The organism is Vibrio sp. VB16 (assembly GCF_015594925.2).
In the GTDB taxonomy this organism is placed as follows: Bacteria; Pseudomonadota; Gammaproteobacteria; order Enterobacterales; family Vibrionaceae; genus Vibrio.
Genome location: NZ_CP087591.1, coordinates 12546 through 34594, shown reverse-complemented (window position 1 = coordinate 34594; position 22049 = coordinate 12546). Strand labels below are relative to the sequence as shown.

Here is a 22049-nt window from a genome sequence, read left to right as displayed (position 1 = left end):
AACAATAGTGCTGTCGAAGCCCATTGAAGTCCTTTGGTTTTTGTCTTGGGAGCCATGCTTGGTTTACTCATTTTTCTGTTCTCGTCCTGTATGAAGGCAATCATATTACCTTCAGGTTTCCTTACGTTTTGCGAATTGTTTGATCTGGTATACAAGGTTATTTCTTAAGTTAACTAGTAGGGTTAGCATCTCTCCCGCAGGGCAGAAAAAACGACAAAACATGTCGGGTATAAAGAAACAACCAACGATAACAGCAGGCATTATGAACCACTGAATACCATCACCTTGCAACGAAAATATCATCGAGAATGGCTCATATGCACCAGCACTAGGGTTTACGGTAACGAGCCCAATCATCAAAGCGGCCCATAGGCCTAACTTCGGTATATAGCGACCATACTTCAGAACAATAGGCAGAAGAGGGAAGTTAAGATTGCCAATTTTTTGTAATAGATATTGGATAGCATGGAATGGGCAGATATGACCACAATAGATATTTTTTCCTAGAAGGATAACCGCGACAAAGACGCTACCGAATAGAATCCAGAAACCGAGGTTTTCACTGAGCGCGGGTACAAAACCTAACAATAACCCAGAGAAGTTAGCTACATTGAGTAGCTGATTGGTCATAAAGCCAATGATGATAATGCTACCCAAAACGTAAGTGAGCTTTAGCTTTTTACTGCCTACCCAAATATTGATGACTGACAGCACAATGAGTAACGCGATTAAAACGTGATTAAGATTAAGGTCGATTTCTTTTTGTAATGGTTTAGGGGATAGAGAAAAGCGCAGCTTTGCAATGGTATGTGATGCCCTAGTATTGGCATGCATGATCGCGTTGGAGCTGAGGGTTGCCCCACTAACCGCATCCCAGTTCTTGCCTGGAACGGGTAAATAATCAACAGGTTTTTGTTGAAACTGCCGTAAATATCCTGCATTTAAAAGCTTTTGGATATACGCAGGAGTGTCACTGTGGTTCAACAACTCGACTGTTTTAATTTTGCCTTCTTTGGTAATAATTGACGCTAGCGTTAGTGGTCCGCCATAACTGTTGTTCGTGGCGACAGAAACATAATACTCCGCACCATTGTTGGCCATCGTAAAGAGTGCTTCACTACCGTTTATTGCTGAAATTTTGGCGTTAGGATAGAGTCCTTGAATATCACTTTTCCAATCAGGCCTGTTATGCTCTTGACCCCAATACCAAGCAAGGATGAGTGTAATGAACGCGAGTAATCGAAACACCTTTCCGTAATCAAGGCGCCATTTGATAGAGGGTGTGGCCTTACTTGTACGACACGATTGCGATGAACAATCCTTACAATTCACGATAACAGCCTCTGAAAATAATAACAAAAATACAGTCGTTACTATCCACTTATGACGAAATCGTGTCACTAGGAAAAATCATAGTAAATGTGAAAATAAAACAATAATGAGAAGTGAGGTAAACGAAGGCCTAGCGCCTTATTCAGACGTTATTATTCGTCCAAGACCAGATTGATGTTACCTAATACCCAGAAAGCCCATTAACAAAGTAATGGGCTTTAAGCAGTACAATCACGACCATTTTTGCGGGAATTAATGACCAACGATTAGATTCATTTTGTTTTTATTCGAATACTTACTGTATTTCTAATAACTCAACATCAAATATCAGTACCGACGCGGGTGGAATAGGTCCGCTGCCGCCTTTACCATAACCAAGGTTACTTGGTACAAACAAGCGAATTTTTTGTCCAACAACCATGGTTTGCACCCCTTCAGTCCAGCCTTTTATGACTTGATTTAATCCGAATGAAATCGGTTCATTTCTATCAACCGAGCTATCGAAAACCGTACCGTCGATTAATGTGCCGTGATAGTGCACCTTAACTTTGCTGGTGGCAGTTGGGTTCTCGGTACCCGTACCTTCCTGCAATACTTTGTACTGAAGCCCGCTCTCGGTTGTAATGACGCCTTCTTCATTGGCGTTGTTTTCTAAAAATGTTTGTCCGATAGCCACGTTCGCGTCTGCGATTTTGTGATTATTCCATGTGCGGTAGATGAAAAATGCGGCAAGAACAAGAATAACAATGGGAAAGATAATTTTAGACACAGGAGTTCCTTTTATTCTGATTTCGAAAGTAGGTAGTTAATGGTGGTTGCGAGGTCTTTAATGTCTTCATGACCTTCAGTGATAAGCAAATATTTACCCTTTATGATAAAGCTTGGTACAGAGTTAATATCCGCCTTTTTAGAAACGTCGTCAGCAAATGTCATGTGCTGTTCTAGCTCAGCCACGTGAGAGCTGTCGAATCGATAAGGACTCACTAAACCGCGAGAGACAAATACTTCCTCGATTCTTTCTTGCTTTTGATCCATCGTACCTTCTTGTTGCTGTACCACTTCAAATAGTGCGGCAACCAGTGCGTGATCTGGCTGACCATCTACTTGCATTACAGCAGCATAATAGAGCATGGCACTAACCTGAGCGCTTTGGTTGAAGGTAACGTGAAGCTTTCCGACTTTCTGTTTGGTGAGTGATTCGATTTCTGGTATCGAGGCTTCCATATTTCGACAATGGCCACAGGTTAAAGAAAACACCTCGGTAATTGGGGATAAGTTAAATTCGGATAAATCGTTTGGCAGTGCGCTGTACTGTTTACCAAGTTGAGGCGTATTTGAATCGCTGCAGGCAGCAACAAAAAGGGTGAAGGTCACCAATAGAAACAGTCGAACGAGTTTGTTTAGCATGTTATTAACCAATCAATGGAATATTGGGTTGATTCTACAGTCTGTAAACCGATGATTAAAGATACGGATAACAAATTTAGGTCAACTTTTAGAAATATTTTATTATGCTATAAAGATATTTAGGTTTAGGCCGATACAATTTTTGATTACATATGAATTTTCTTGGGTGGTGGTATGAGACTGATAGTCAGCTTGGTAATGGTCGTACTTAGTGGATGTGGAACGATGAGTGAGTTCTCTATGCTGAATACGGCTCCACTGAATGGATCCCAATTACTTCACCCAGAATGGGCCGAAAGTACGTCTACTTCGCGCAATCAAAATGCGGCTCAACGTTCTTATGGGCAAAGAGAAAATGATGACATGAGTTCAGTGGCAAGATTTTTGTCTCTGCAAGGCATTCAGTATGAAGTGGTGTCTGGTGGCCATACCATGATCAAACTGAAGGAAAATATTAACTTTAAAACCGGGTCTGCCTCATTATCCCCTATGTCTCAAGATTGGTTATCCAAACTTGGGGTATTCTTATCAAGTTATTCAAATGTCGATATCGTCATAGACGGCCATACAGATAGCACAGGTAAATTATCAAATAATGAGCGGCTATCTCAAAAAAGGGCGTCAGAGGTAAAGTCACAGTTGCTGCGTAGCGACCTACATTCAAATAATATTTTCACTCGTGGCTATGGGGAATATATGCCCGCATGCAATAATGGTACATCGACCGGCAAAGCATGTAATCGTCGAGTTGAGCTGACGTTGATAGTCGCAAATAACTAACAAAGTATTTCTTAAAAGGATTGGTGGCCTGCCAATCCTTTCTTATTACTATTGAGCTTCCGAATCCAATGCGGGTGTGACATAAGCCGCTGTTCCCCAGAGCGGAACGGTAGAAAGGCTATGTTTGAAGCTGCCGGATGTTTCTTTGGTAGAGTAAGAGAGATACATCAATGTCTGGTTCTTTCCATCATAGATACGCCTGATTTTCATGTTTTTAAAGAATATGCTTTTGGATTTCTTTAAAACGACTTCACCAGATTTACTCTTGTCTATTTCGGCGATCATCTCTGAGGTTATCTCTCCTGTTTGGCGACAAGATATAGAGCTATCACTTGGGTCTGATAAGCTGAAGTCGGCTTCAATAGAAGCAATATGGCAGGTCACGCCCGTAACCACAGGATCCGCCATATGGTCTAGTTTGATATCCTTCATAGTAAAAATACCGAGTGACACATCACCAACCTCGTTGTCTGAACAGCCAATAAGTAAGGCTGATATTCCTACAGCCAAGAGTACTTTCTTCATCATTATTCCTTAGATCCAATTTATATTACGAGTCTATCATACGGTGGTCGGATATTAATCTGTTAAAGATTACCAAAGATAACTATCACGTCTAGTTACTTTTTGATAACAATCATGATCTGGATGCGATATCCTAAGACCTAATTTCGTTCCGATGTAACACGGATATCAGAGCAATCTGTGTCTAACATTCCTTCAATTAATTAGATGTATATCAAATGAATTCACAAATAGAACCAGTTGAGAAGAAACATCAGTGGTTAATAAGTCATGTTGATGTGAGTTTTCCTACCCCCGAGAGTATCTTGGGTCGTGACCTATATATTGCACGGGAGAAGCAGGTCCAATACATAGAAATTATAGCGTCGGAAATAGAAATATTAGACGAGTCTCTAATCGATGACGTCTATTTGGTCGACTTTCATCGATTAACTGTTATGTTTGCGCAGCTACAATCGTCATTTTGGTCGGACAAGAGCGATCAAAACTACGTGCTAGAATTTTTTGCTCAAATAGCACTGTCTCAAGATCATAATCTCTACGTAGGATTTAAAGGTGGGCAAGCAACCGTCTGTGGTATGACAACAGTGTCTGACCGTACATTGCTTATTTCAGATTTAATATCATTGAAGAATGATCAAACGGTCATTCAGCATTTTGTTAGTAAATTAGTGGCGTGCCAAGGTAGCTCGACGACTTTCAATCAACTTATCGTATCTTCCAACTAAATTCATCTGGTTATAGTTTGTTCATTATGAGCGATTTAAAGTGATCAGCCTTGAATTTTCAATGTTAATAACGTGCCTCTCTACCATTCTTCTCTGTTGTTTCTTGTTCTTTCTTTTTCAGTACCCATTATAAGTACAGGTAGGCTCAGTATTATCACATAACTGACTTGGCATAAAAGGTCGGTGTGATGAAACGGAGGTTATCGTTAGGTTAGTATGGCTACGCAACATGAATAGGGACGGTTATGACTCTGAAAGTAAATGAAACCAAGTGTGTCATTTTCGACTGTGATGGCGTGCTGGTTGACAGTGAAAAGTTATGTTGTAAAGCGCTAGTAAACGTTTTTTCTAAATATAACGACCAAATAAGTATCGAAGATTGTATGGCGCACTTTCAAGGTGGCAAAGTCGCCGATATTCTTACCGCCACAATAGAACGCCTTAATATTAAAGTATCGCTGGACGATGTAGAGCCACTCTATCGAACACAAGTACAGCAATTATTTCACGAAGAGTTAGAACCGGTGGCGGGTATTAGTGAACTTCTTGATCGCTTAACTGTAAAGGGGCTCCAGTATTGTGTGGTTTCGAATAGCCCAAAAACGAAAATAGAACGGTCCTTGGAACTTACTGGCTTATTAGACAGGTTTAAAGGTAAGGTTTTTTCTGCTTTTGATGCAAACAGTTGGAAACCTGAACCAGATTTATTACTTTATGCCGCGATGAGTATGGGCTATTCCCCTAAAGAATGTCTGTATATTGATGACACAGCGAAAGGTGTCGTCACAGGACTAAGTGCGGGTATTCAAACCATCTATTATCGATCAAGTGCCTATAGCCCTCTATTTACGGGTGATGCGTTAGAGATAGAAAAAATGTCTGAGTTAGAGCTATTGATTAGTTAAATGGTTTTACGCAGGCGAAGAGTGTGATAATCGAATCTGTAGCTGATCTAGGTAGGTTGATAATTATTCGATAACTAAAATGTAATCCATTTCATAAAGACCAGCATATGCTGGTCTTTTTCTTTTTATGTCGCCAATTCAGTAAAAATGTAACTTAACTGTCATACATTACACAAATATTTACACTTAAGCTTACAATTATAAACTTAACAAAACGGCAACATAATTTTTCATTTTCCCAATTACCTTTTAAATATCATGAGATTAAATAAATAACATGTTTCATGCATGTTAACACTTAATGTGTTAAATGATAGTTTGGAAATAATTCACATGACAGGGGTTGTTTTTTAACCGAAAACAGGCAAAATGCACTGCAAAATAAGATTTCATTTATGAAGGGATGCCAAAATCAGACGTATAAGAGGTAAATCATGAAACTTTTTCTAGTGGTAATGGCTTCAATTTCAGCCGGTATTATTTCAGCAGATCATCTTCACTCATTTATGTTGGGATTGACTGTCGCTTCATTGGCGGTAGGTAGCTGCTATTGGTTTGCTTTCAGAACAACTCGGTTTCCTGAATTGGCTCTACTTTTATTGCTCTGTGGTATTTTTTCAAAGCTTATTATTACAACGATTGGTATCGCGATTGGGGTTCATACCTCTATTATCACTTCACCGCTAGTGTTTGCTTTTTCGTATCTGTTTTTCTCTTTGGTGGTTACGTTCTTGTGGTTCAGTTACCGAGACAGTATTACGAAGGTTACGAACAAGAAACTGGATAAAGCGGCGGTCTAAGATAACCTTTCTAGGTTACCTAGTTAAAAGTCAGTATGAAGCTGGCTTTTTTTGTGTCTGTAATATGGACCTCAAGCCATTCAACAATGGTGTTACGGGTATTAGACTATGGTACAACTGCTTTAATTGCGGTTCTGCGATAAAATAGCTGGGTGTTTATCAAATTTGCAAGGATGTGTCATGGAAGGCAATCTATTTTGGATCGAAAAAGGTTTCTTAGTATTTGGTATCATATTCGTAATGACGGGAATTCTTCTATATGGAAAGAGAAGTAATGATTGGAAAGGCGTGGCGACGATGTTCTACAAGCGCGTACCTCTGTCCATCGCGGAATATAAATGGTACCGGCTTGGTATTTCTCTCGTTGTTTTTGCCGTAATACTTCGTGTACTTGTCCTTACCTTGTGGCCGCAGTGATCTAAGTGTTATTGTTAATAATGTGAATTATTAAAAAAGTCAGCCAGTATTAGGCTGACTTTTTTGCTTTAATCACCATTTACTGCAATGCTTTGTTATATATCTGGTAAGATAATGTTATTTAAATCAGTGTAAAACAATGGTGGTATATGTCCTATCCGGTTCTAATTTGTGATGATTCTGCTTTAGCTCGCAAGCAGATGGCTCGATCCTTACCCGCTTCACTAAATGCTGATATCACTTTCGCAGTCAATGGATTAGATGCATTAGAAAAACTAGAACAACAAGAATTCAAATTAATGTTTTTGGATTTAACGATGCCAGAACTGGATGGTTATGGCACATTAGAACAGATCCAAAAACGAAATATTATTATTGATGTTGTCGTCGTCTCCGGTGATATTCAACCAAAAGCAAAACAAAAAGTAGAACGGCTAGGTGCAAAAGATTTCATCCAAAAACCTATGGATAAAGAGCATCTAAAATCGGTTCTTCGATCCCTTGTCAATCCTGCAGAGATATCTCAAGTCACTCCTAATCGAACTATTGAACTTCCTATATTAAAACGAAGGGATATATATATGGAGGTGGCCAACGTATCTATTGGTCGCGCTGCCGATGCTCTGGCACGACATTTCGACGTCTTTGTTCACTTACCTTTGCCAAACGTAAATATTTTCGAAGTGACCGAATTGCATATGGCGCTCGCAGATCTGGCTGACAATGATCAAGTTTCCGGCGTTTGCCAAGGTTTCAATGGAGAAGGTATTGCTGGCGAAGCCTTGGTTCTATTGAGTGACTCAAGTATCACGGATTTAAAACGTCTGATGAAGGTGCCAGCAGAGAGTGTCGAGCTAGAAGAGTTGGAGCTGTTAATGGATGTATCTAACATTCTAGTCGGATCATTCTTAAATGGTTTGGGTCAGCAAGCTGAGGTTCGGTTTTTCCAAGGACAGCCTGTACTTCTTGGACAGCATATACCGATTGAATCTATTATCGAATCAACCTCTGGATCTTTCCAAAAAACCATGACGTTCGAGGTAAGCTATAACATTGACAACACGAGCATTCGATGCGATTTATTATTTATGTTCGTTGATGAGTCTCTGCCAATTTTGGACAATAAACTCTCTTATCTAATGGAGGATTTCTGATGATAGGTTTACCAGCTGAGTTCGAGCAGTTTCATTGGATGGTGGACATGGTTCAGAATGTTGATCTTGGTCTGGTGGTGCTAGATAAAGAATTTAATATACAAGTCTGGAATGGTTTTATGACGCATCATAGTGGCAAGCAAGCGCATGATGTGATCGGAAAATCGATTTTTGAAGTGTTTCCTGAGATACAAAAAGAATGGTTTGTCATTAAGGCAAAGCCTGTTTTCGATCTAGGTTGTCGAAGTTTTGTTACTTGGAGACAAAGGCCTTATTTGTTTAAGTGCAGAAACGTAAGGCCTATTACGCAACAAGCGGATTATATGTATCAAAATGTGACCCTTAATCCGATGCGAACTCCAACCGGAGAGATAAAATCATTGTTTCTTTCTATTCAAGATGCAACAGCAGAAGCAATGACGGAAAATAGAAAAAGTGACATTAAGGGGTAGTCATTGTGGTTGATCAGGGAAGGTTTCTTTATACCGCGCAACAAGTAAAAGCTGGGGAAAAAAAACTAAGCGCTGAGCTTGGTTTAGATATGTTTGAGTTGATGGAAAGAGCCGGAACGGCAGTATTTGAACATATACAGCGTTGTTTTCCAGACTCTCACAGCATGCATGTCTACTGCGGCTCAGGCAATAATGGTGGTGATGGTTACGTCATTGCACGTTTAGCAAAAGCATCAGGTTACAGTGTCACATTAATACATATAGGCGAGTTAAGTAAGGCCAAGGGTGATGCAAAAATAGCCCAGGGAAAGTGGGCTCAAGTAGGTGGAAAAATAGAGTCTTTTTCTGATAACACCTCAAAAAAATGTGACCTAATAGTAGATGCCTTATTAGGGACAGGCTTTGAAGGAAATCTGCGTGAAGAACATGCCCAAGTAATCGCACACATTAATCGAAGTGAAGCGGAAACCATTTCGGTTGATATACCATCCGGACTGTGTCCAGATACCGGTTCGGTGTTAGGTGTATGTGTTGCCGCTAGATATACGGTTTCTTTTATTGGCTTAAAAAGGGGCTTGTATACCGGACAAGCCGCTAATTATACCGGGGATATCATTTTTGCTGGACTGGGTCTTTCTGATTTATTTACCAAATCGGTGCTATCCAACATTAAACTCATCTCTCAATCTGATGTTAATGACCATCTGGCTAAACGCGCGAGAGCATCACATAAGGGCGATTTTGGACGTGTACTCTGCTTAGGTGGTGATAGAGGCTTGTTTGGTGCTATTCGTTTAACATCAGAAGCGTGCGCTCGCGTGGGCGCAGGGCTTACTCGAGTCGTAACACAACCTGAAAATGTGCCAGCGCTGGTTAGTGCTCGACCAGAGATTATGGTGTTTGATTGGCGCGGAAACAGCAACGAAATAAACGACCATTTATGGTGGGCCGATGTTATAGCGCTGGGTCCGGGGCTTGGTAGTTCAAGTTGGGGACGATCGTTAGTTGGTTACTCCAGAACGGTGGAAAAGCCAATGGTGGTTGATGCTGATGGCCTTAACGTGCTAGCAAAAACCCCAGATTTTAATCGACGCCGCGTCATCACTCCGCACCCTGGAGAAGCGTCGAGGCTTCTAAATATGAGCGTACCAGAAGTTGAACATGACCGCTTCTCAAGCGCTCGAACGTTGCAGCTAAAATATGGTGGTGTTGTTGTTTTAAAAGGTGCAGGCACTATTATTTATGACGGTGAGTCATATTGGGTCTGTCAAAGCGGGAATCCTGGTATGGCAACAGGAGGGATGGGGGATGTGCTAACGGGTGTTATAGCTGGATTGATTGCACAAGGATTATCTCTGAGCGTCGCGGCTCGTGTTGGTGTTTGGATTCACTCAAGTGCAGCCGACATATGCGTTGAAAAAGAGGGTGAACGTGGCCTCTTAGCATCGGATCTATTTCCCACAATAAGAAGGCTCGCAAACGGGATATAGCGTTACATATAAAAGAGTTAACAAAGAGCGGCTTTAATCATTGAAGCCGCTCTTTGTCGTTTTACACATCATATTTCGTTTTATCACCAATATCAAAGTGTCTTGGCATGCGCCACTTGGCGACGCTAACAATCAAAAATAGTAGGGATGACGCGGATGCAAAAATCTTACTTGCGAGATCAGCATCAAACTGCAAACTGAACCATAATGCAGCGAGTATCAAGGGCTGAAATGGGAGTCCAGGCACCTTAAAGCAAAAATATTCTTTGTAACAAAGCCCACCAAGCGTAATAAATGCGCCACCAAGGCCTATTTCTGGGTAACCAAGCAATACACAAATCAAACCGACCCAAGTCGCCATTTGCAAAAGCAGTCGAAAAGGTTTCATATAAACGTGTAGCGACGAAGCGCACATGATGGCACATACAAAAATGAGATTTTGGATAGGGTAGTCAAGGCCCCAAGGCAACAATGCAATGACTGGAAAGCAAAATGTAAAGCCTAATCTATAGATGACCACGGTTAAATGATCGAGCCAATCCATCTCCGGTTTGATATGTGGATCTGCCATAGTGAATTCCCTAATTGAGCTATAAAATGGGTTAGAAAGTACATTGTCTTACTAAATGAGATCTAATTTTTGATATAAAACAATGAAGAACAAATTCATTACATAAACTATCGCTGATTCTTGTGTGGTCGCGCGGGTAGTAAATTCAATGGTGAGAAGAATGACCTTCTTGAATAGATAACCTAAGTAATAACTCAACCTATTGTAAGTAAATAAGTAATAGTAGTTGTGTGTGAATTAGAAGACGTCTTAGATAAGTTTAGGATATGGAATCTTTGTCAGGATACCACAAAAAAAAATCAAATATCAGACTTGTCAGCGCGGATTATCGACCTATAATGCTGAAAACCGGAGCGTCTGCCAATGCTCCGGTTTTTTTGTGCCCGAAGCATGAAAACCGACTGCAAAAGGTGATCAGAATGCACCTTCTTTAAGACTAGGTGTTAGGCACATCGTTACTGAAACAAGGAAATGCACAATGCGTATTGAACAGGAACTGAAGCTCGGCTTTAAAGATGTATTATTTCGTCCAAAGCGTTCAACGCTTAAAAGTCGCTCTCAAGTTAATTTAACCCGCGACATCACATTCAAGCATAGTGGTCGTCATTGGTCCGGCGTGCCAGTCATTGCAGCGAATATGGATTCAGTTGCAACCTTCGAAATGGCCAAAGCACTAACTGAACATAACGTTATGACAGCGGTTCACAAACATTACACCGTTGATGATTGGAAACAGTTTATCGAAGGTGCGGACTCTAAAACACTAAATAATGTTATGGTTTCTACTGGCACGTCAGAAGTCGATTTTCAAAAGACGATTGATATCATGGCGATGACCGACGAAATTATATTTATCTGCGTTGATATCGCTAATGGTTACTCTGAGCATCTAGTTGAGTACGTCACCAAGGTGCGTGAACAGTTTCCTGATAAGGTTATCTCTGCAGGAAATGTCGTTACTGGTGACATGGTTGAAGAACTCATTCTTGCCGGTGCTGACATTGTAAAAGTAGGCATTGGTCCTGGTTCGGTTTGTACGACCCGCGTAAAAACGGGAGTAGGCTACCCACAATTGTCCGCTATTATTGAGTGCGCTGATGCCGCTCACGGCTTAGGTGGTGCAATCATTGGTGATGGTGGGTGTTCATGCGCAGGCGACGTTTCAAAGGCCTTTGGTGGCGGTGCAGACTTTGTTATGTTAGGCGGCATGTTAGCCGGACATGAAGAATCTGGTGGTGAAACAATAGAAAAAGATGGCAAGACGTTCATGAAATTCTACGGAATGAGTTCCGAGAGCGCGATGGCGAAGCATTCTGGTGGTGTGGCCAAATACCGCGCGGCTGAAGGTAAAACCGTATTAATTCCGTTCCGTGGAAGTGTGCATGAAACCATTTCAGACATCCTCGGAGGCGTACGTTCAACCTGTACTTATGTAGGCGCAGCAAGGCTTAAAGAGCTAACCAAGCGTACAACATTTATCCGAGTGCAAGAGCAAGAAAACAACGTTTACGGTAAAGAGTAAAACTCACGGTAATCGTAAAGTTTTGCACAAAACAGGGTCGCTTTTAGCGGCTCTTTTTTTGCCTAAAATAGGGCAAGTGGCGACAAAGTGGAAGCAGAGAAATTATTTTTTGGTCCAATTTGTCGAGTGATACTGAACACTAGGTCAAAGCCATGGCTAACGCATTGGCACCTTTTTATCGATGACTCGCTTTTCCGGTTAACCATTATAGTCTATCGCCCTATTGAAGAATCCGGTTTTGCCTTCTATTCGGATTACGCAACAATCCCTGATGAATAATAAAATAAAATAAGATTAAAGATTTGAATAACATTACCTGTAGAATGGAGTACTAATTATGCGTTTAAAAATATTAAAAGAGACTGTTATGCCAATCTACAATTCCGCCGAATTTGACCTGTTTTTACAAACCTGCAATGACGCATTCAATGAGCAACAGCTGCAACGGTTAGTACTGTCAAAATACAATGGTGATAAAGCAGATCTAAAACGCATAACCATTCGACCACTCTCATTAAAAGATCAACGATTACTTTCTTTTTTACATGAATATAAAACTCATCACATCACCAAAAACTTAACCATTGAAGAATCACTGGCTTTTTGGCAATCCGAGTTAGGTAGCCACTTTTTTAACGCGCACTTAGTAACGAATGAATGGGAAGTGCAATTAAGTGTAAGTAAAAAAGGAAAAGTGTTAATGAAAAAGTACCCAAACAAAAATAAAACACTTCAGAAAACAGAAATGACATCTCATGATCGCACGAAAAATCGCTTCGTAGAACAAAACCGACCTTATCTACATGAGTTAGGTGTAACGGATCTCAAAGGAAATATCATTCCTGCTATGTCGCGAAAATGGAAACAAATCAATAAATTTATTGAAATATTGTCGCACGCGATTGATAGCACCGGACTTGCTAAACATGACAAAGTACATATTGCCGACTTTGGGTCAGGTAAAGCTTACTTGACCTTCGCTGTGCATGATTATTTTATTGATAAGCTACAAGTAAAAACAGAAGTGACGGGTGTAGAACTACGCCAAAATTTGGTTGATTTATGTAACTCGACGGCACAGAAGCTAGCGTTAGAGGGCATTAAATTTGAGCAGGGCGATGTGCAACACTTTAAAGCACAAGGTATTAATATCATGATAGCGCTGCATGCCTGCGATATTGCCACCGATTACGCTATTCATATGGGTATTCGAACCAATGCAGAAATTATTATGTGTTCACCTTGTTGCCATAAACAAATACGTCCACAAATGAAATCGCCAACATTACTAGCACCACTTCTACAGCATGGTATTCACCTTGGTCAAGAAGCAGAAATGGTGACAGATGGATTGCGTGCTTTGTTGTTGGAAGCCAACGGATACGATACAAAAGTATTTGAGTTTATTTCACTAGAGCACACGAGCAAAAACAAAATGATATTGGCGCAAAAACGCAAAAAACCAATCGATAACACCCTCATACTTGAGCAAATAAAGTCAATTAAAGAATTTTATGGTATTCAGGAACATTGCTTAGAAAGCCTGCTCCAAAACTAAAAATTAGTAAATATAAAAAATAAAAAAGTTGTAAACATCCCTCTAGTCAAAAAATTATTTACAGGGTCAAAAGCTCTAATCGATGCAAACATAGATTAGAGCTTTATTTCCGAGAGTCAACATTAGAAAGGGTGGTACCAACCCTCTGAGTCCCTTCTATAAATGCCTTATCAAAAAACTAAGGTGCCATTGAACAAGTGAACGTTGCCTCAACCAAAGTATCCTCTGTATTCCCATTAGATTCAGTTACCATGGACGCCAAAATAGCGTTCTCTTTCCCTTTAATTTTAACGAAATGACTTTCCTTAATAGAGTTATTCTCTTCCCATATTAAGGTTCCTGATGAATCCACTTTCCATGTGACGTTACCAGTGCCCTCTGTATCATCATATTTGACAGTACCGATGTCACTTGAACGTAATTGAAGAGAAAAATTGTTATATGGTATGTTTTCACCATCTTTCGTTGTTGTTATAATAAACTCACAAAGGTCATAATCTTCTCTGAAATTATAAAAATCATCAGAACGCGTAACGGATATTGTATCTAAATCACCAAGCAGAAGAGTGGAACCTGATTCCTCAAGCACATTCACTTTAGTCGTGGTAGAAAAACGACCAATCCGTGCAAAGCTATACGAACCTTCGTTCTGATCGACGAAAATAAGATCCCCCCAAGGATGAACGGTTACGGTTTCGTTTTCTTGATCAGATATATCTTGAACATTGTATAGTCCACCCTCACCATCAGAATCAACACTTGCGCTTAAGGCTCTAAACTTATTTTCTCCGTCTAAACTGTAGGTTCCAAATTCCCCAGAATAAGATTGCGCCGATCCTTCAGAATAAGACTCTTGGTTATTGGTATGAGCAATAATATATTCAGTAGTGGTGATAAACGTGAGAATATTCCAATTATCATCCTCCTCTTCATGCATACTCCATGCACCTATTAATGAGTTGTCAACACTAGTAATACGTGTGAAAGTGAACGAGCCTTCCCCCGGAGTCGTAAAGTTAAGATTGTTTTGCTCAACTGAGATAGTAGTAGAAGGAGATAGGTCAGATAATCCACCTGATGAATCAGACTCTCCAGTAACATTAACAAGAAAGCCTCCAGTTTCTAGGTTCCAAGTATAAGTGCCATACTCGACAGAGCCTGCTTCTTGGTCGCCGTCATCACTGTGTTCGTGAATAATAATGTAGCGGTTCTTATCGAGGAAGGTGAGAACATTGCGTTTGTTATCCCCCTCAGATAATACCCAGGAACCAAGTAGAGTGCTTTTGAAGTGATCTTGCGCATCCTCTTTGCTAACAATAGTCAGACCTAAACCAGATAATTTACCTGCAACATCAGTATCAAAACTTGTAGACGTGATATCTAGTCCACTCGCATCAGCAAATGCGGCAGTGGCGGCGTCATCAATCGTAATTCCATTTTCTGGGTTACCATCTTTATCTAGCGTTTGTAATAATTGTAGGATATTGGTCTGCGTAGTCGGCTCATCGCTCATATCCATAGGCGTAATTATGCCGCTCGCCAAGACCGGAGGGAATTCTAAATCGTTAATAAAAAATGTGACCGTTTCTCCATCAACATAATCGTACTCACCAAGTTCGTTAGTTGTACCTGCTTTTGTTTCAGTTCGATATGAGATACCTCCCACAGGGCTATCAACAAACACCCCGGTTAACGTTGTACTGCTCCCTGAATCATTGTTATCGCTGTTGTCATCACTACCGCCACATCCAACTAATATACTAGCTAACGTAAGCGCTAAAAATAATGTTTTCATTACCTTCCCTTCTATGTCTTGAAATTGGAAATAGTTTAAGGCTAAAAATTATCCGCAATTCAAAAATGAAAATGAGCCTTATTTTTATTGAATTACTGGCGTATATAAAAAATCAGTGTGTGATAGTTAGATTGATTATTCATCACCCGAATGGGTGATAAATAATTAAAACATCACTGTAAATTGAGTTAGAACAACATACTGCGTAATTAGGTTACCTCGTTCACTCTTAATTCAAGTGGAATACGGTGAAAGGAAAGGAGGTCTTTGGATATCTGAATACTTCAAAGGTATTACTGCCAACATATGCTCTGAAAATGCGTCATTAGGAAAGCCCCACAATTACATTGCTTCGTTTCGATTTACCAATGAAGAACGCTAGTTCAATTTAGGGGGGGGGAACTTTGAAACTATGCTATTGGAAGAAAGATTAAGGTTCACCATCATGTTTGCGACAGGTACAATCTAAACTGTACAAATATTTGATGTAATAGCGTATTCGGCTCATCATTATCTATTCTTTACGTACTAAAACGACAAAGGAAGTCACACAATGTTATTCAATGAAATAGTAGAACTAGATAGCTACCCAATATCAGATGTAGGTTTCAGCCGTCAATGCAAAGAGAAGCTAGATGAATGTGGTGCCTTAATACTTCCTGACTTTATTTCTCAACAAGCGATAAACCAGATGATCGCTGAAGGAATAGAAAAAAAACACTTAGCTTATTATTCGAAAAATGACCACAACGTTTATCTGAAACCCTCTGACGGAAATTACGATGAGATCCACCCAAGAAACCAGACCGTTCAATCGTCAAAAGGGTGTATTACCGATGATCAAATTGGCGATGAGTCGCCATTAAGAACGCTTTATGATTCAGATGTATTGCGCGATTTCTTAGCCAACGTTCTAGGGGAAGATAAGCTGTATAACTACGCCGATCCATTGTCATCAATCAATTTGCACTATGCCGATAAAGGTCAAGAATTAGGGTGGCATTTCGACGAATCCTCTTTTGCAGTTACTTTGCTTTTACAATCGCCAGATGCAGGTGGACAGTTTGAATACGTTGAAAATATGCGCGATGCCGACGCGGGTGAAATGAATTACAACGGTGTCGCAGAAATTTTATCTGGAGATCAACAGCCGAAAATACTGAAAGTGAAGCCTGGAACGTTAGCGCTTTTCAGGGGCCGTAACGCGATACATAGAGTTACACCGACGCAAGGAGACAAAACTCGAATGCTGGTTGTCTTGGCTTATAATGCTCAACAGAACATGAGTTTATCAGAATCAGCAAGAATGACCTTCTATGGCCGACTTTGATATGGGATGAAAGAGAGTAAAGTATTTGTCTGATTTAAAGGTCTAAGGGACATTTTCTTTAAATACGGATCGCGTACTAATCTCTACATATAAACCGCATCGTATTTATGTCAGTTTTAGTTGGTTTCTAACGGCCTGACCTAATGTTCCTATTTCCAATTAAAGCTATTTGAAGACAGAGCCTTACTTGAAATATAGTGAGTTATATACCAATATAATTTTACGCGCATAGATTATGGATGGTGTATGGCTCAGTTGGTAACCACAAAAAGAATACGATTACGCAACTTGTGTTGCCATCGCTGTTAATTAATACCCTTTCACTGGCTGTGCCGTTAACGGTGTTACAGATATATGACCGAATACTGCCTAATCAAAGCTACGGTACCGCGACATTATTGATTGCAGGGGCAACGATAGCGGTCCTTTTAGAAGCGCTGCTTAGATTTATTCGTACCTGGCTGCTTTCTGCGGCTGCCAGCAATACAGAAAAGGCCAATTTTTCCTACCTTGTGTCACTATTAGATAAAGCAACGCCGAAGCAGCTACTTGATCTAAAGTTTGATGGCGTTCAAGACGGATTAGAATCGGTTAGCAAAACGAAAGATCTTCATTCAGGTGGGTTGATTTCAGGCCTTATTGACGTGCCCTTCGCATTGATTTTTCTCTGTTTGGTTGCGTATGTTGGTGGGGAATTAGTGTTGGTTCCTATTGCTGTATGGCTTGTCACCTTTTTTCTGGTTTGGGGAAGTTCTTTTCGAACTAAGCAATTGAATGAGGCAACAGCAAAACAGGAATCTCTACGTTCTTCATTCCTTATGGTAATGACCAAAACGTTACAGGGTATCAAACGGCAAGCCGTTGAATCACGTATCTATAGTCAGTTTAAACGCATCAATTATGAGCGCTCCCTTAGTAAAGCATCAGAAGAGCAACAAAGCGCCTTCGCTCAAGAGTGTATTCAACTCGCATCATTGGCAACATCGGTAGTATTGGTGATTGTTGGTAGCTTGTGGGTGTTGGATGGACAACTCACAACCGGTGGTCTTGCCGCGTGTTCAATTTTATCAGGTCGGGCTGTTGCACCATTAAGTGCGTTGGTTGGTCTGCGTGTAAAGTTGAATGCAATGCACAGTGCAAATCAAGCAATCGAGATGGTAAAGGCGGTAAACGACAATGATGATGACGTTGTTATGAATCTAAATGTTGATTCTAAAATTGGTGCAATTGAGTTGGTTGACGTAATAATTGATCGCTTTGGGCACCAGTATAAAGCGTCGGGGGACTATCTCGCGGGTGATATCGTTTTAGTTCAGAGCGATATCCGGCATATTGCTAGTCATATACTTGCGGCAGTTTCTGGTAATGATGACATGGTTAATGGGCAGGTAACGTCAAAAAATGTCCCGTTTCCTGTTCGTGAAAACATCGCTTATGTAGGAAGTCGAGGGCAACTTTTATTTGGTTCGATATTAGATAACTTATGTGGGTTTGAACCTTCGCGCGCACAGTTGGTAAATGATTACGTTAGAGAGCTTGGACTGCATTCTGTTATTACACGATTACCTGAAGGGCTAGAAACGAAAGTAGGGATCACGCCAAGTAATGTTCTGAGTGATGGTAGTGTAAAGCTCATTAATATCATTGCTCAACTAGCCGCCAATAAACAGATACTTGTTTTCGACAAACCTGAAGTCGATCTCGATCTAGCCAGTATGGAAAGCTTGGTCAATAAAATCAAAATAGAGTCTGAAAAAAACAAGATTGTATTCATAGTGTCCCATCACCCGCAGTTTATTAACTTGAGCAATAAAGTACTTACCGTCGATTTAGTGATGGAGACATCAGTATGAATGCATCATTAAGTATATGCGCCCAAAAGACATTAAGTGCACTTGAAGTGAACAGTAACATCCAACTATTTGCCAAGCAGTGGATAGAAGAAAATGGGCTAGAGACAATAGAAGAGTTATTTGCTCTTTTTGACCGCCTACAGTTGCCCTATAGATTGCTCCCATCCCATAACGAAGCGTGTAAAGCAGATCATCGGCTGTGTCTGTTTGTTACGGGTGATTCAGAGGCCAAGTTGGGTCGTTTCGTTGACGGTAAATATCAGGTATTCGCGCTAGAAACCGAACAGTTTGATCCATCTAAAACACCTGAAGATAGTCTAAATAGTTACTATATCTTGATAGATGATGCGCCGAAGGAAAAAATCGAGCCTGACTGGGTTGGTGGGCGACTAGCCGCATTTAGACCTCTAATACCGAAACTTATGCTTGTTAGTTTTTTTACTAATGTGTTTGCGTTGTTTATTCCGTTTATCACTATGTCTATCTATGACCACGTCATTGGTGGTGACGCTGGTCATGAATTACAAGGTATTGCAATTGGTGCCGCACTTCTGTTTGCTATGATGTGACTTCTACGAGTTCTGAGAAGTAAAGTATTGGCTACGGTCTCGAATCGTATAAGCCGGGAGATTTCCCAAGCGATAGTGCAAAAGATGTTGTCTAGTGCATACACCCAAGTACAAACTACCGCCTCATCTACGCAGTATAATCAGACCTTAATGTCAGACCGTATCTCTGGTGTGTTTTCAGGGCCATTAGGAAGTGCGCTTTTTGACCTCCCATTTGTTATTTTGTTTTTGCTAGCCATTGGTATTCTTGGTGGCTGGTTGGTATTGGTCCCCATCATATCACTGGTGTGTTATTACTTGCTTGCAAAACGTAATATTCAGAAATCGGTCACGGGATCTAACCAAGCGACAGTTGCGGGAACCAACCGTCAAAACATGTTAAACGAGCTGTCCAGTAAACTCGGCTTTATGCGCAGCGCCAATGTATTAAAGCCGTGGAAGGTTCGGTTTGATAAAGCCAATTATTTGGCATCGAAAAATGGTTTTAATCAGGCGACAACTCAAAGCAAGTATACGTCGCTGTATTACGCTATTGGTGTCTGTTCTACCTTAGCCATTATTGGCATGGGTATCGGACTTATTTTTGAACAAGTCATGACCGCGGGGGGGCTTATTGCCTCCATGATGCTTATTTCTAGAATTACTGGACCTGCCCAACTACTCGCTAATAGCGCAGGTCGATTGCAACTATTGCAGCAGTCAAAAGTTCAAGTGAATCGAACGCTTACACAAAACAATGACCGTAGTTTCAGCTATCAACATCAAGCACTATCGAAAGAAGCACCTTCAATAAAACTCGAACAAGTGACGCTACGTTTTCCGAAGCAATCGAAGCCAGCGTTGAGCGGCGTTAGCTTTGAAATTGAGTCCGGTGAAGTCGTGGCGATTACAGGCCCAATGGGATGCGGAAAAACGTCTTTGCTTGGTGTCGTTGCCGGTTTACAGCCTGTGCAAAGCGGCGTTGTTGAGTTGAACTCGGTGAACATAAATCAATATGATCCGCAGCTACTTCGACACTGGAGTTATTACAGGGCGACACATCCAGATATTTTGCTGCTGACGGTCCGCGAATGGCTTGATGATGGTAATGGTATTAGTGAAGAAACGATGCTGGGGGCGATCAAGATGGTAGGGGGAGAACCTTGGTTGAGTTCGTTGCCTGATGGTCTTGACTCAGAGTTAAGCAAATTATCACCTCAAAGTATATTTGATTCATTGATAGGGTATGAAGCACAAGTATTAATAGACGCAAAAGCGTTAGTGCACGATTATCCACTCTATTTAATGGATAACCCGGTTTCTGACTGCCATGAACAAGCAAAAAGTGTTTTCAGTCAATTTATTGAAAGAAAAAGAAGTAAGGTAACCGTTATATTTACTTCGCACGATCTAGATTTAGTAAAGTTAGCAGATAAAGTCATTGTGCTCGATGAAGGAAGTGTTGTTTACGCAGGGCCAGTAAACCAACCGGAATCAGAAAGCCCACAAGGATTGGAGAGTGTGAATGAGTAATATGTATGGAGATGTGGTTGAATCTCGGAACACGAAGAGATTTCTTTCACTTGCTACGTGGGCGGTTGGGTTTTGTGTCATTGCGTTTGGTACATGGTCGGTACTGACACAAGTGGATGAAATAGCAAAAGCAAAAGGTTCAGTCATACCGGAAGGTGAGCGGCAAGTGTTGCAAAGTGACATCGGTGGTAAGCTAAAACGTATTTTGGTCAAAGAAGGTGAGTTAGTTGAAATGGGTCAACCATTGGTTGAGTTTGATGCCACCTTTCAACAAACCGCTTTGCAAGAGTTAGATTCACAAAGAGTGACCCTAGAAGCGAGCATTGAGAGAATGAATGCGTTATTGGAAAACCGAGATCCAAATTTCGGCGTGTTTCAGATAGATTATCCTGAAATTGTCAGCCAACAACTGGCCCAATTAAGCGCTCAAAAAGCGCTCTATTTTCAAAAACAAATCGTCCTTGAAAAAGAGAGTGAGCAGATTGCTGAGCAATTGAACAGTGTCGAGAAAGCCTTGCCTTCTTTTAGAAGACAGTTGTCGGCGACCCAGCAAGAGCTTGTTATTTTAGAAAAGGGACAGAAAGCCGGTAACATTTCGAAGCTGCGAGTACTGGAAATGAAACAAAAACTCGCGTCGATTGAACAACAAATTCAGGAAGCGCGTGGTAAAAAAGCGGTATTTATTAGGCAAGTTGACTCAAACGAACAGAAAATAGAGCAATTACTAGCGGAGGAAAAAGTAGAGGTAAGCGATCTACGCTCCAAAGCGGTGTCTGATTTATCCGCATTACAAGCTCGAGTTCGAACTGGGCAAGCGAAGTTAAGCAACACGATATTAGCATCACCTTTGCAAGGTTTAGTGCAAAGTATACCAAGCACAAAAATTGGCGCAGTTATACCACCGGGGGGCACGGTTGTAGAGATTGTTCCTATTGGAGGGAAAGCCGATTTTAAAGCGCAGCTATCTCCGAGAGATATTGGTTTTGTAAGCGTAGGTCAACCAGCACGTGTAAAAATAGATGCATTTGATTACAGCCGATTTGGTGCGCTAAAAGGGAACGTTAAAAGTATTTCACCAACGACATCTCAAGATCAAAAGGGCAACATATTCTATGAGGTATTGATCTCAGTTAAGAAACCTTACTTTCATAACGACCCAGAAAAGTTTGTCATTTTGCCGGGTATGACAGGTGAAGTGAATATTACTACCGGAGAAAAATCGGTTTTCCAATACCTGTGGAAACCAATATATACCAATGTGAGTGTCGCGTTCGGTGAACGTTGACAACTAACGAGTAGCCATTAGGGTCAATATATCTAAATGAGAGTGAATCGCCGACAAAAAAGGA

At 40.8% G+C, this 22049-nt stretch carries 19 protein-coding genes and 1 pseudogene; 14 read left to right on the top strand and 6 right to left on the bottom strand.

From position 1 onward, the window contains the following. Window positions 1-111: 111 nt before the first annotated feature. The 3 genes from IUZ65_RS16785 to IUZ65_RS16775 form a co-directional block, all read right to left on the bottom strand. A complete protein-coding gene (locus IUZ65_RS16785) occupies window positions 112-1332 on the bottom strand; it encodes an FMN-binding protein (protein ID WP_195705191.1) in 1221 nt (406 codons plus the stop codon). 295 nt (window positions 1333-1627) lie between these two features. Then, window positions 1628-2101, bottom strand: a complete 474-nt coding sequence (locus IUZ65_RS16780; protein WP_195705190.1) for an FKBP-type peptidyl-prolyl cis-trans isomerase — start codon at window positions 2099-2101, stop codon at window positions 1628-1630. Window positions 2102-2112: 11 nt separating this feature from the next. Next, window positions 2113-2739: a thioredoxin domain-containing protein gene (locus IUZ65_RS16775; protein ID WP_195705189.1), complete on the bottom strand. Its 627-nt coding sequence runs from the start codon at window positions 2737-2739 to the stop codon at window positions 2113-2115. A gap of 174 nt (window positions 2740-2913) precedes the next feature. Between IUZ65_RS16775 and IUZ65_RS16770 the strand changes: the two genes are divergently transcribed. Next, window positions 2914-3519 (top strand): OmpA family protein, encoded by a 606-nt coding sequence (locus tag IUZ65_RS16770; RefSeq protein WP_195705188.1) that lies wholly within the window; start codon window positions 2914-2916, stop codon window positions 3517-3519. A gap of 48 nt (window positions 3520-3567) precedes the next feature. Here the strand turns inward: IUZ65_RS16770 and IUZ65_RS16765 are convergent, their stop codons facing one another. Beyond that, window positions 3568-4044: a CreA family protein gene (locus IUZ65_RS16765; protein ID WP_195705187.1), complete on the bottom strand. Its 477-nt coding sequence runs from the start codon at window positions 4042-4044 to the stop codon at window positions 3568-3570. 218 nt (window positions 4045-4262) lie between these two features. Here IUZ65_RS16765 and IUZ65_RS16760 point away from each other — a divergent pair, with 218 nt between their 5' ends. The 7 genes from IUZ65_RS16760 to IUZ65_RS16730 all read left to right on the top strand — a co-directional run bounded on the left by IUZ65_RS16760 (window position 4263) and on the right by IUZ65_RS16730 (window position 9990). Then, complete coding sequence (locus IUZ65_RS16760) at window positions 4263-4772, top strand: hypothetical protein (protein ID WP_195705186.1); 510 nt, start codon at window positions 4263-4265, stop codon at window positions 4770-4772. Between the two features lie 251 nt (window positions 4773-5023). After that, window positions 5024-5677 (top strand): HAD-IA family hydrolase, encoded by a 654-nt coding sequence (locus tag IUZ65_RS16755; protein WP_195706405.1) that lies wholly within the window; start codon window positions 5024-5026, stop codon window positions 5675-5677. A gap of 434 nt (window positions 5678-6111) precedes the next feature. Next, entirely contained in the window at window positions 6112-6477 is a 366-nt protein-coding gene (locus IUZ65_RS16750; protein WP_195705185.1) for an NADH:ubiquinone oxidoreductase, read from the top strand. Window positions 6478-6657: 180 nt separating this feature from the next. Next, window positions 6658-6894: a hypothetical protein gene (locus IUZ65_RS16745; RefSeq protein WP_195705184.1), complete on the top strand. Its 237-nt coding sequence runs from the start codon at window positions 6658-6660 to the stop codon at window positions 6892-6894. Window positions 6895-7043: 149 nt separating this feature from the next. Beyond that, entirely contained in the window at window positions 7044-8048 is a 1005-nt protein-coding gene (locus tag IUZ65_RS16740; protein WP_195705183.1) for a response regulator, read from the top strand. After that, window positions 8048-8500, top strand: a complete 453-nt coding sequence (locus IUZ65_RS16735) for a PAS domain-containing protein (protein ID WP_195705182.1) — start codon at window positions 8048-8050, stop codon at window positions 8498-8500. The genes IUZ65_RS16740 and IUZ65_RS16735 overlap by 1 nt, the downstream gene beginning before the upstream one ends. A 5-nt stretch (window positions 8501-8505) precedes the next feature. Next, complete coding sequence (locus IUZ65_RS16730) at window positions 8506-9990, top strand: NAD(P)H-hydrate dehydratase (RefSeq protein WP_231363623.1); 1485 nt, start codon at window positions 8506-8508, stop codon at window positions 9988-9990. Window positions 9991-10051: 61 nt separating this feature from the next. Here IUZ65_RS16730 and IUZ65_RS16725 read toward each other — a convergent pair whose 3' ends face one another. Beyond that, window positions 10052-10561, bottom strand: a complete 510-nt coding sequence (locus IUZ65_RS16725) for a DUF2301 domain-containing membrane protein (RefSeq protein ID WP_195705181.1) — start codon at window positions 10559-10561, stop codon at window positions 10052-10054. 478 nt (window positions 10562-11039) lie between these two features. Here IUZ65_RS16725 and IUZ65_RS16720 point away from each other — a divergent pair, with 478 nt between their 5' ends. Then, window positions 11040-12083, top strand: coding sequence for a GMP reductase (locus tag IUZ65_RS16720; protein WP_195705180.1), 1044 nt, complete (start codon window positions 11040-11042; stop codon window positions 12081-12083). Between the two features lie 337 nt (window positions 12084-12420). Next, the gene (locus IUZ65_RS16715; protein ID WP_229638219.1) at window positions 12421-13641 is read left to right on the top strand and encodes a class I SAM-dependent methyltransferase; all 1221 of its coding nucleotides are present in this window, start codon (window positions 12421-12423) and stop codon (window positions 13639-13641) included. A gap of 178 nt (window positions 13642-13819) precedes the next feature. On the opposite strand, the gene IUZ65_RS16710 is transcribed toward IUZ65_RS16715, so the two are convergent. Beyond that, window positions 13820-15436: an adhesin gene (locus IUZ65_RS16710; protein ID WP_195705179.1), complete on the bottom strand. Its 1617-nt coding sequence runs from the start codon at window positions 15434-15436 to the stop codon at window positions 13820-13822. A 553-nt stretch (window positions 15437-15989) separates the two neighbouring features. Between IUZ65_RS16710 and IUZ65_RS16705 the strand changes: the two genes are divergently transcribed. From IUZ65_RS16705 to IUZ65_RS16690, 4 genes and pseudogenes are all read left to right on the top strand, one after another. Next, window positions 15990-16766: a HalD/BesD family halogenase gene (locus IUZ65_RS16705; RefSeq protein WP_195705178.1), complete on the top strand. Its 777-nt coding sequence runs from the start codon at window positions 15990-15992 to the stop codon at window positions 16764-16766. A 239-nt stretch (window positions 16767-17005) separates the two neighbouring features. Further along, window positions 17006-18619: an AAA family ATPase gene (locus tag IUZ65_RS16700; protein ID WP_195705177.1), complete on the top strand. Its 1614-nt coding sequence runs from the start codon at window positions 17006-17008 to the stop codon at window positions 18617-18619. Continuing rightward, window positions 18616-20700: pseudogene (locus IUZ65_RS16695) on the top strand (ABC transporter transmembrane domain-containing protein). Before IUZ65_RS16700 ends, IUZ65_RS16695 begins: the two are co-directional and overlap by 4 nt. Further along, on the top strand, window positions 20693-21985 hold the full coding sequence (locus IUZ65_RS16690) for an HlyD family type I secretion periplasmic adaptor subunit (RefSeq protein WP_195705176.1): 1293 nt from the start codon (window positions 20693-20695) through the stop codon (window positions 21983-21985). Before IUZ65_RS16695 ends, IUZ65_RS16690 begins: the two are co-directional and overlap by 8 nt. Window positions 21986-22049: the final 64 nt, after the last annotated feature.

Bases quoted from the DNA above. Each gene is read 5' to 3' on its own strand.
- IUZ65_RS16775 (WP_195705189.1), bottom strand. From the start codon at position 2,739: ATGCTAAACAAACTCGTTCGACTGTTTCTATTGGTGACCTTCACCCTT.
- IUZ65_RS16770 (WP_195705188.1), top strand. From the start codon at position 2,914: ATGAGACTGATAGTCAGCTTGGTAATGGTCGTACTTAGTGGATGTGGA.
- IUZ65_RS16765 (WP_195705187.1), bottom strand. From the start codon at position 4,044: ATGAAGAAAGTACTCTTGGCTGTAGGAATATCAGCCTTACTTATTGGC.
- IUZ65_RS16760 (WP_195705186.1), top strand. From the start codon at position 4,263: ATGAATTCACAAATAGAACCAGTTGAGAAGAAACATCAGTGGTTAATA.
- IUZ65_RS16750 (WP_195705185.1), top strand. From the start codon at position 6,112: ATGAAACTTTTTCTAGTGGTAATGGCTTCAATTTCAGCCGGTATTATT.
- IUZ65_RS16745 (WP_195705184.1), top strand. From the start codon at position 6,658: ATGGAAGGCAATCTATTTTGGATCGAAAAAGGTTTCTTAGTATTTGGT.
- IUZ65_RS16740 (WP_195705183.1), top strand. From the start codon at position 7,044: ATGTCCTATCCGGTTCTAATTTGTGATGATTCTGCTTTAGCTCGCAAG.
- IUZ65_RS16735 (WP_195705182.1), top strand. From the start codon at position 8,048: ATGATAGGTTTACCAGCTGAGTTCGAGCAGTTTCATTGGATGGTGGAC.
- IUZ65_RS16725 (WP_195705181.1), bottom strand. From the start codon at position 10,561: ATGGCAGATCCACATATCAAACCGGAGATGGATTGGCTCGATCATTTA.
- IUZ65_RS16720 (WP_195705180.1), top strand. From the start codon at position 11,040: ATGCGTATTGAACAGGAACTGAAGCTCGGCTTTAAAGATGTATTATTT.
- IUZ65_RS16715 (WP_229638219.1), top strand. From the start codon at position 12,421: ATGCGTTTAAAAATATTAAAAGAGACTGTTATGCCAATCTACAATTCC.
- IUZ65_RS16710 (WP_195705179.1), bottom strand. From the start codon at position 15,436: ATGAAAACATTATTTTTAGCGCTTACGTTAGCTAGTATATTAGTTGGA.
- IUZ65_RS16705 (WP_195705178.1), top strand. From the start codon at position 15,990: ATGTTATTCAATGAAATAGTAGAACTAGATAGCTACCCAATATCAGAT.
- IUZ65_RS16700 (WP_195705177.1), top strand. From the start codon at position 17,006: ATGGTGTATGGCTCAGTTGGTAACCACAAAAAGAATACGATTACGCAA.
- IUZ65_RS16690 (WP_195705176.1), top strand. From the start codon at position 20,693: ATGAGTAATATGTATGGAGATGTGGTTGAATCTCGGAACACGAAGAGA.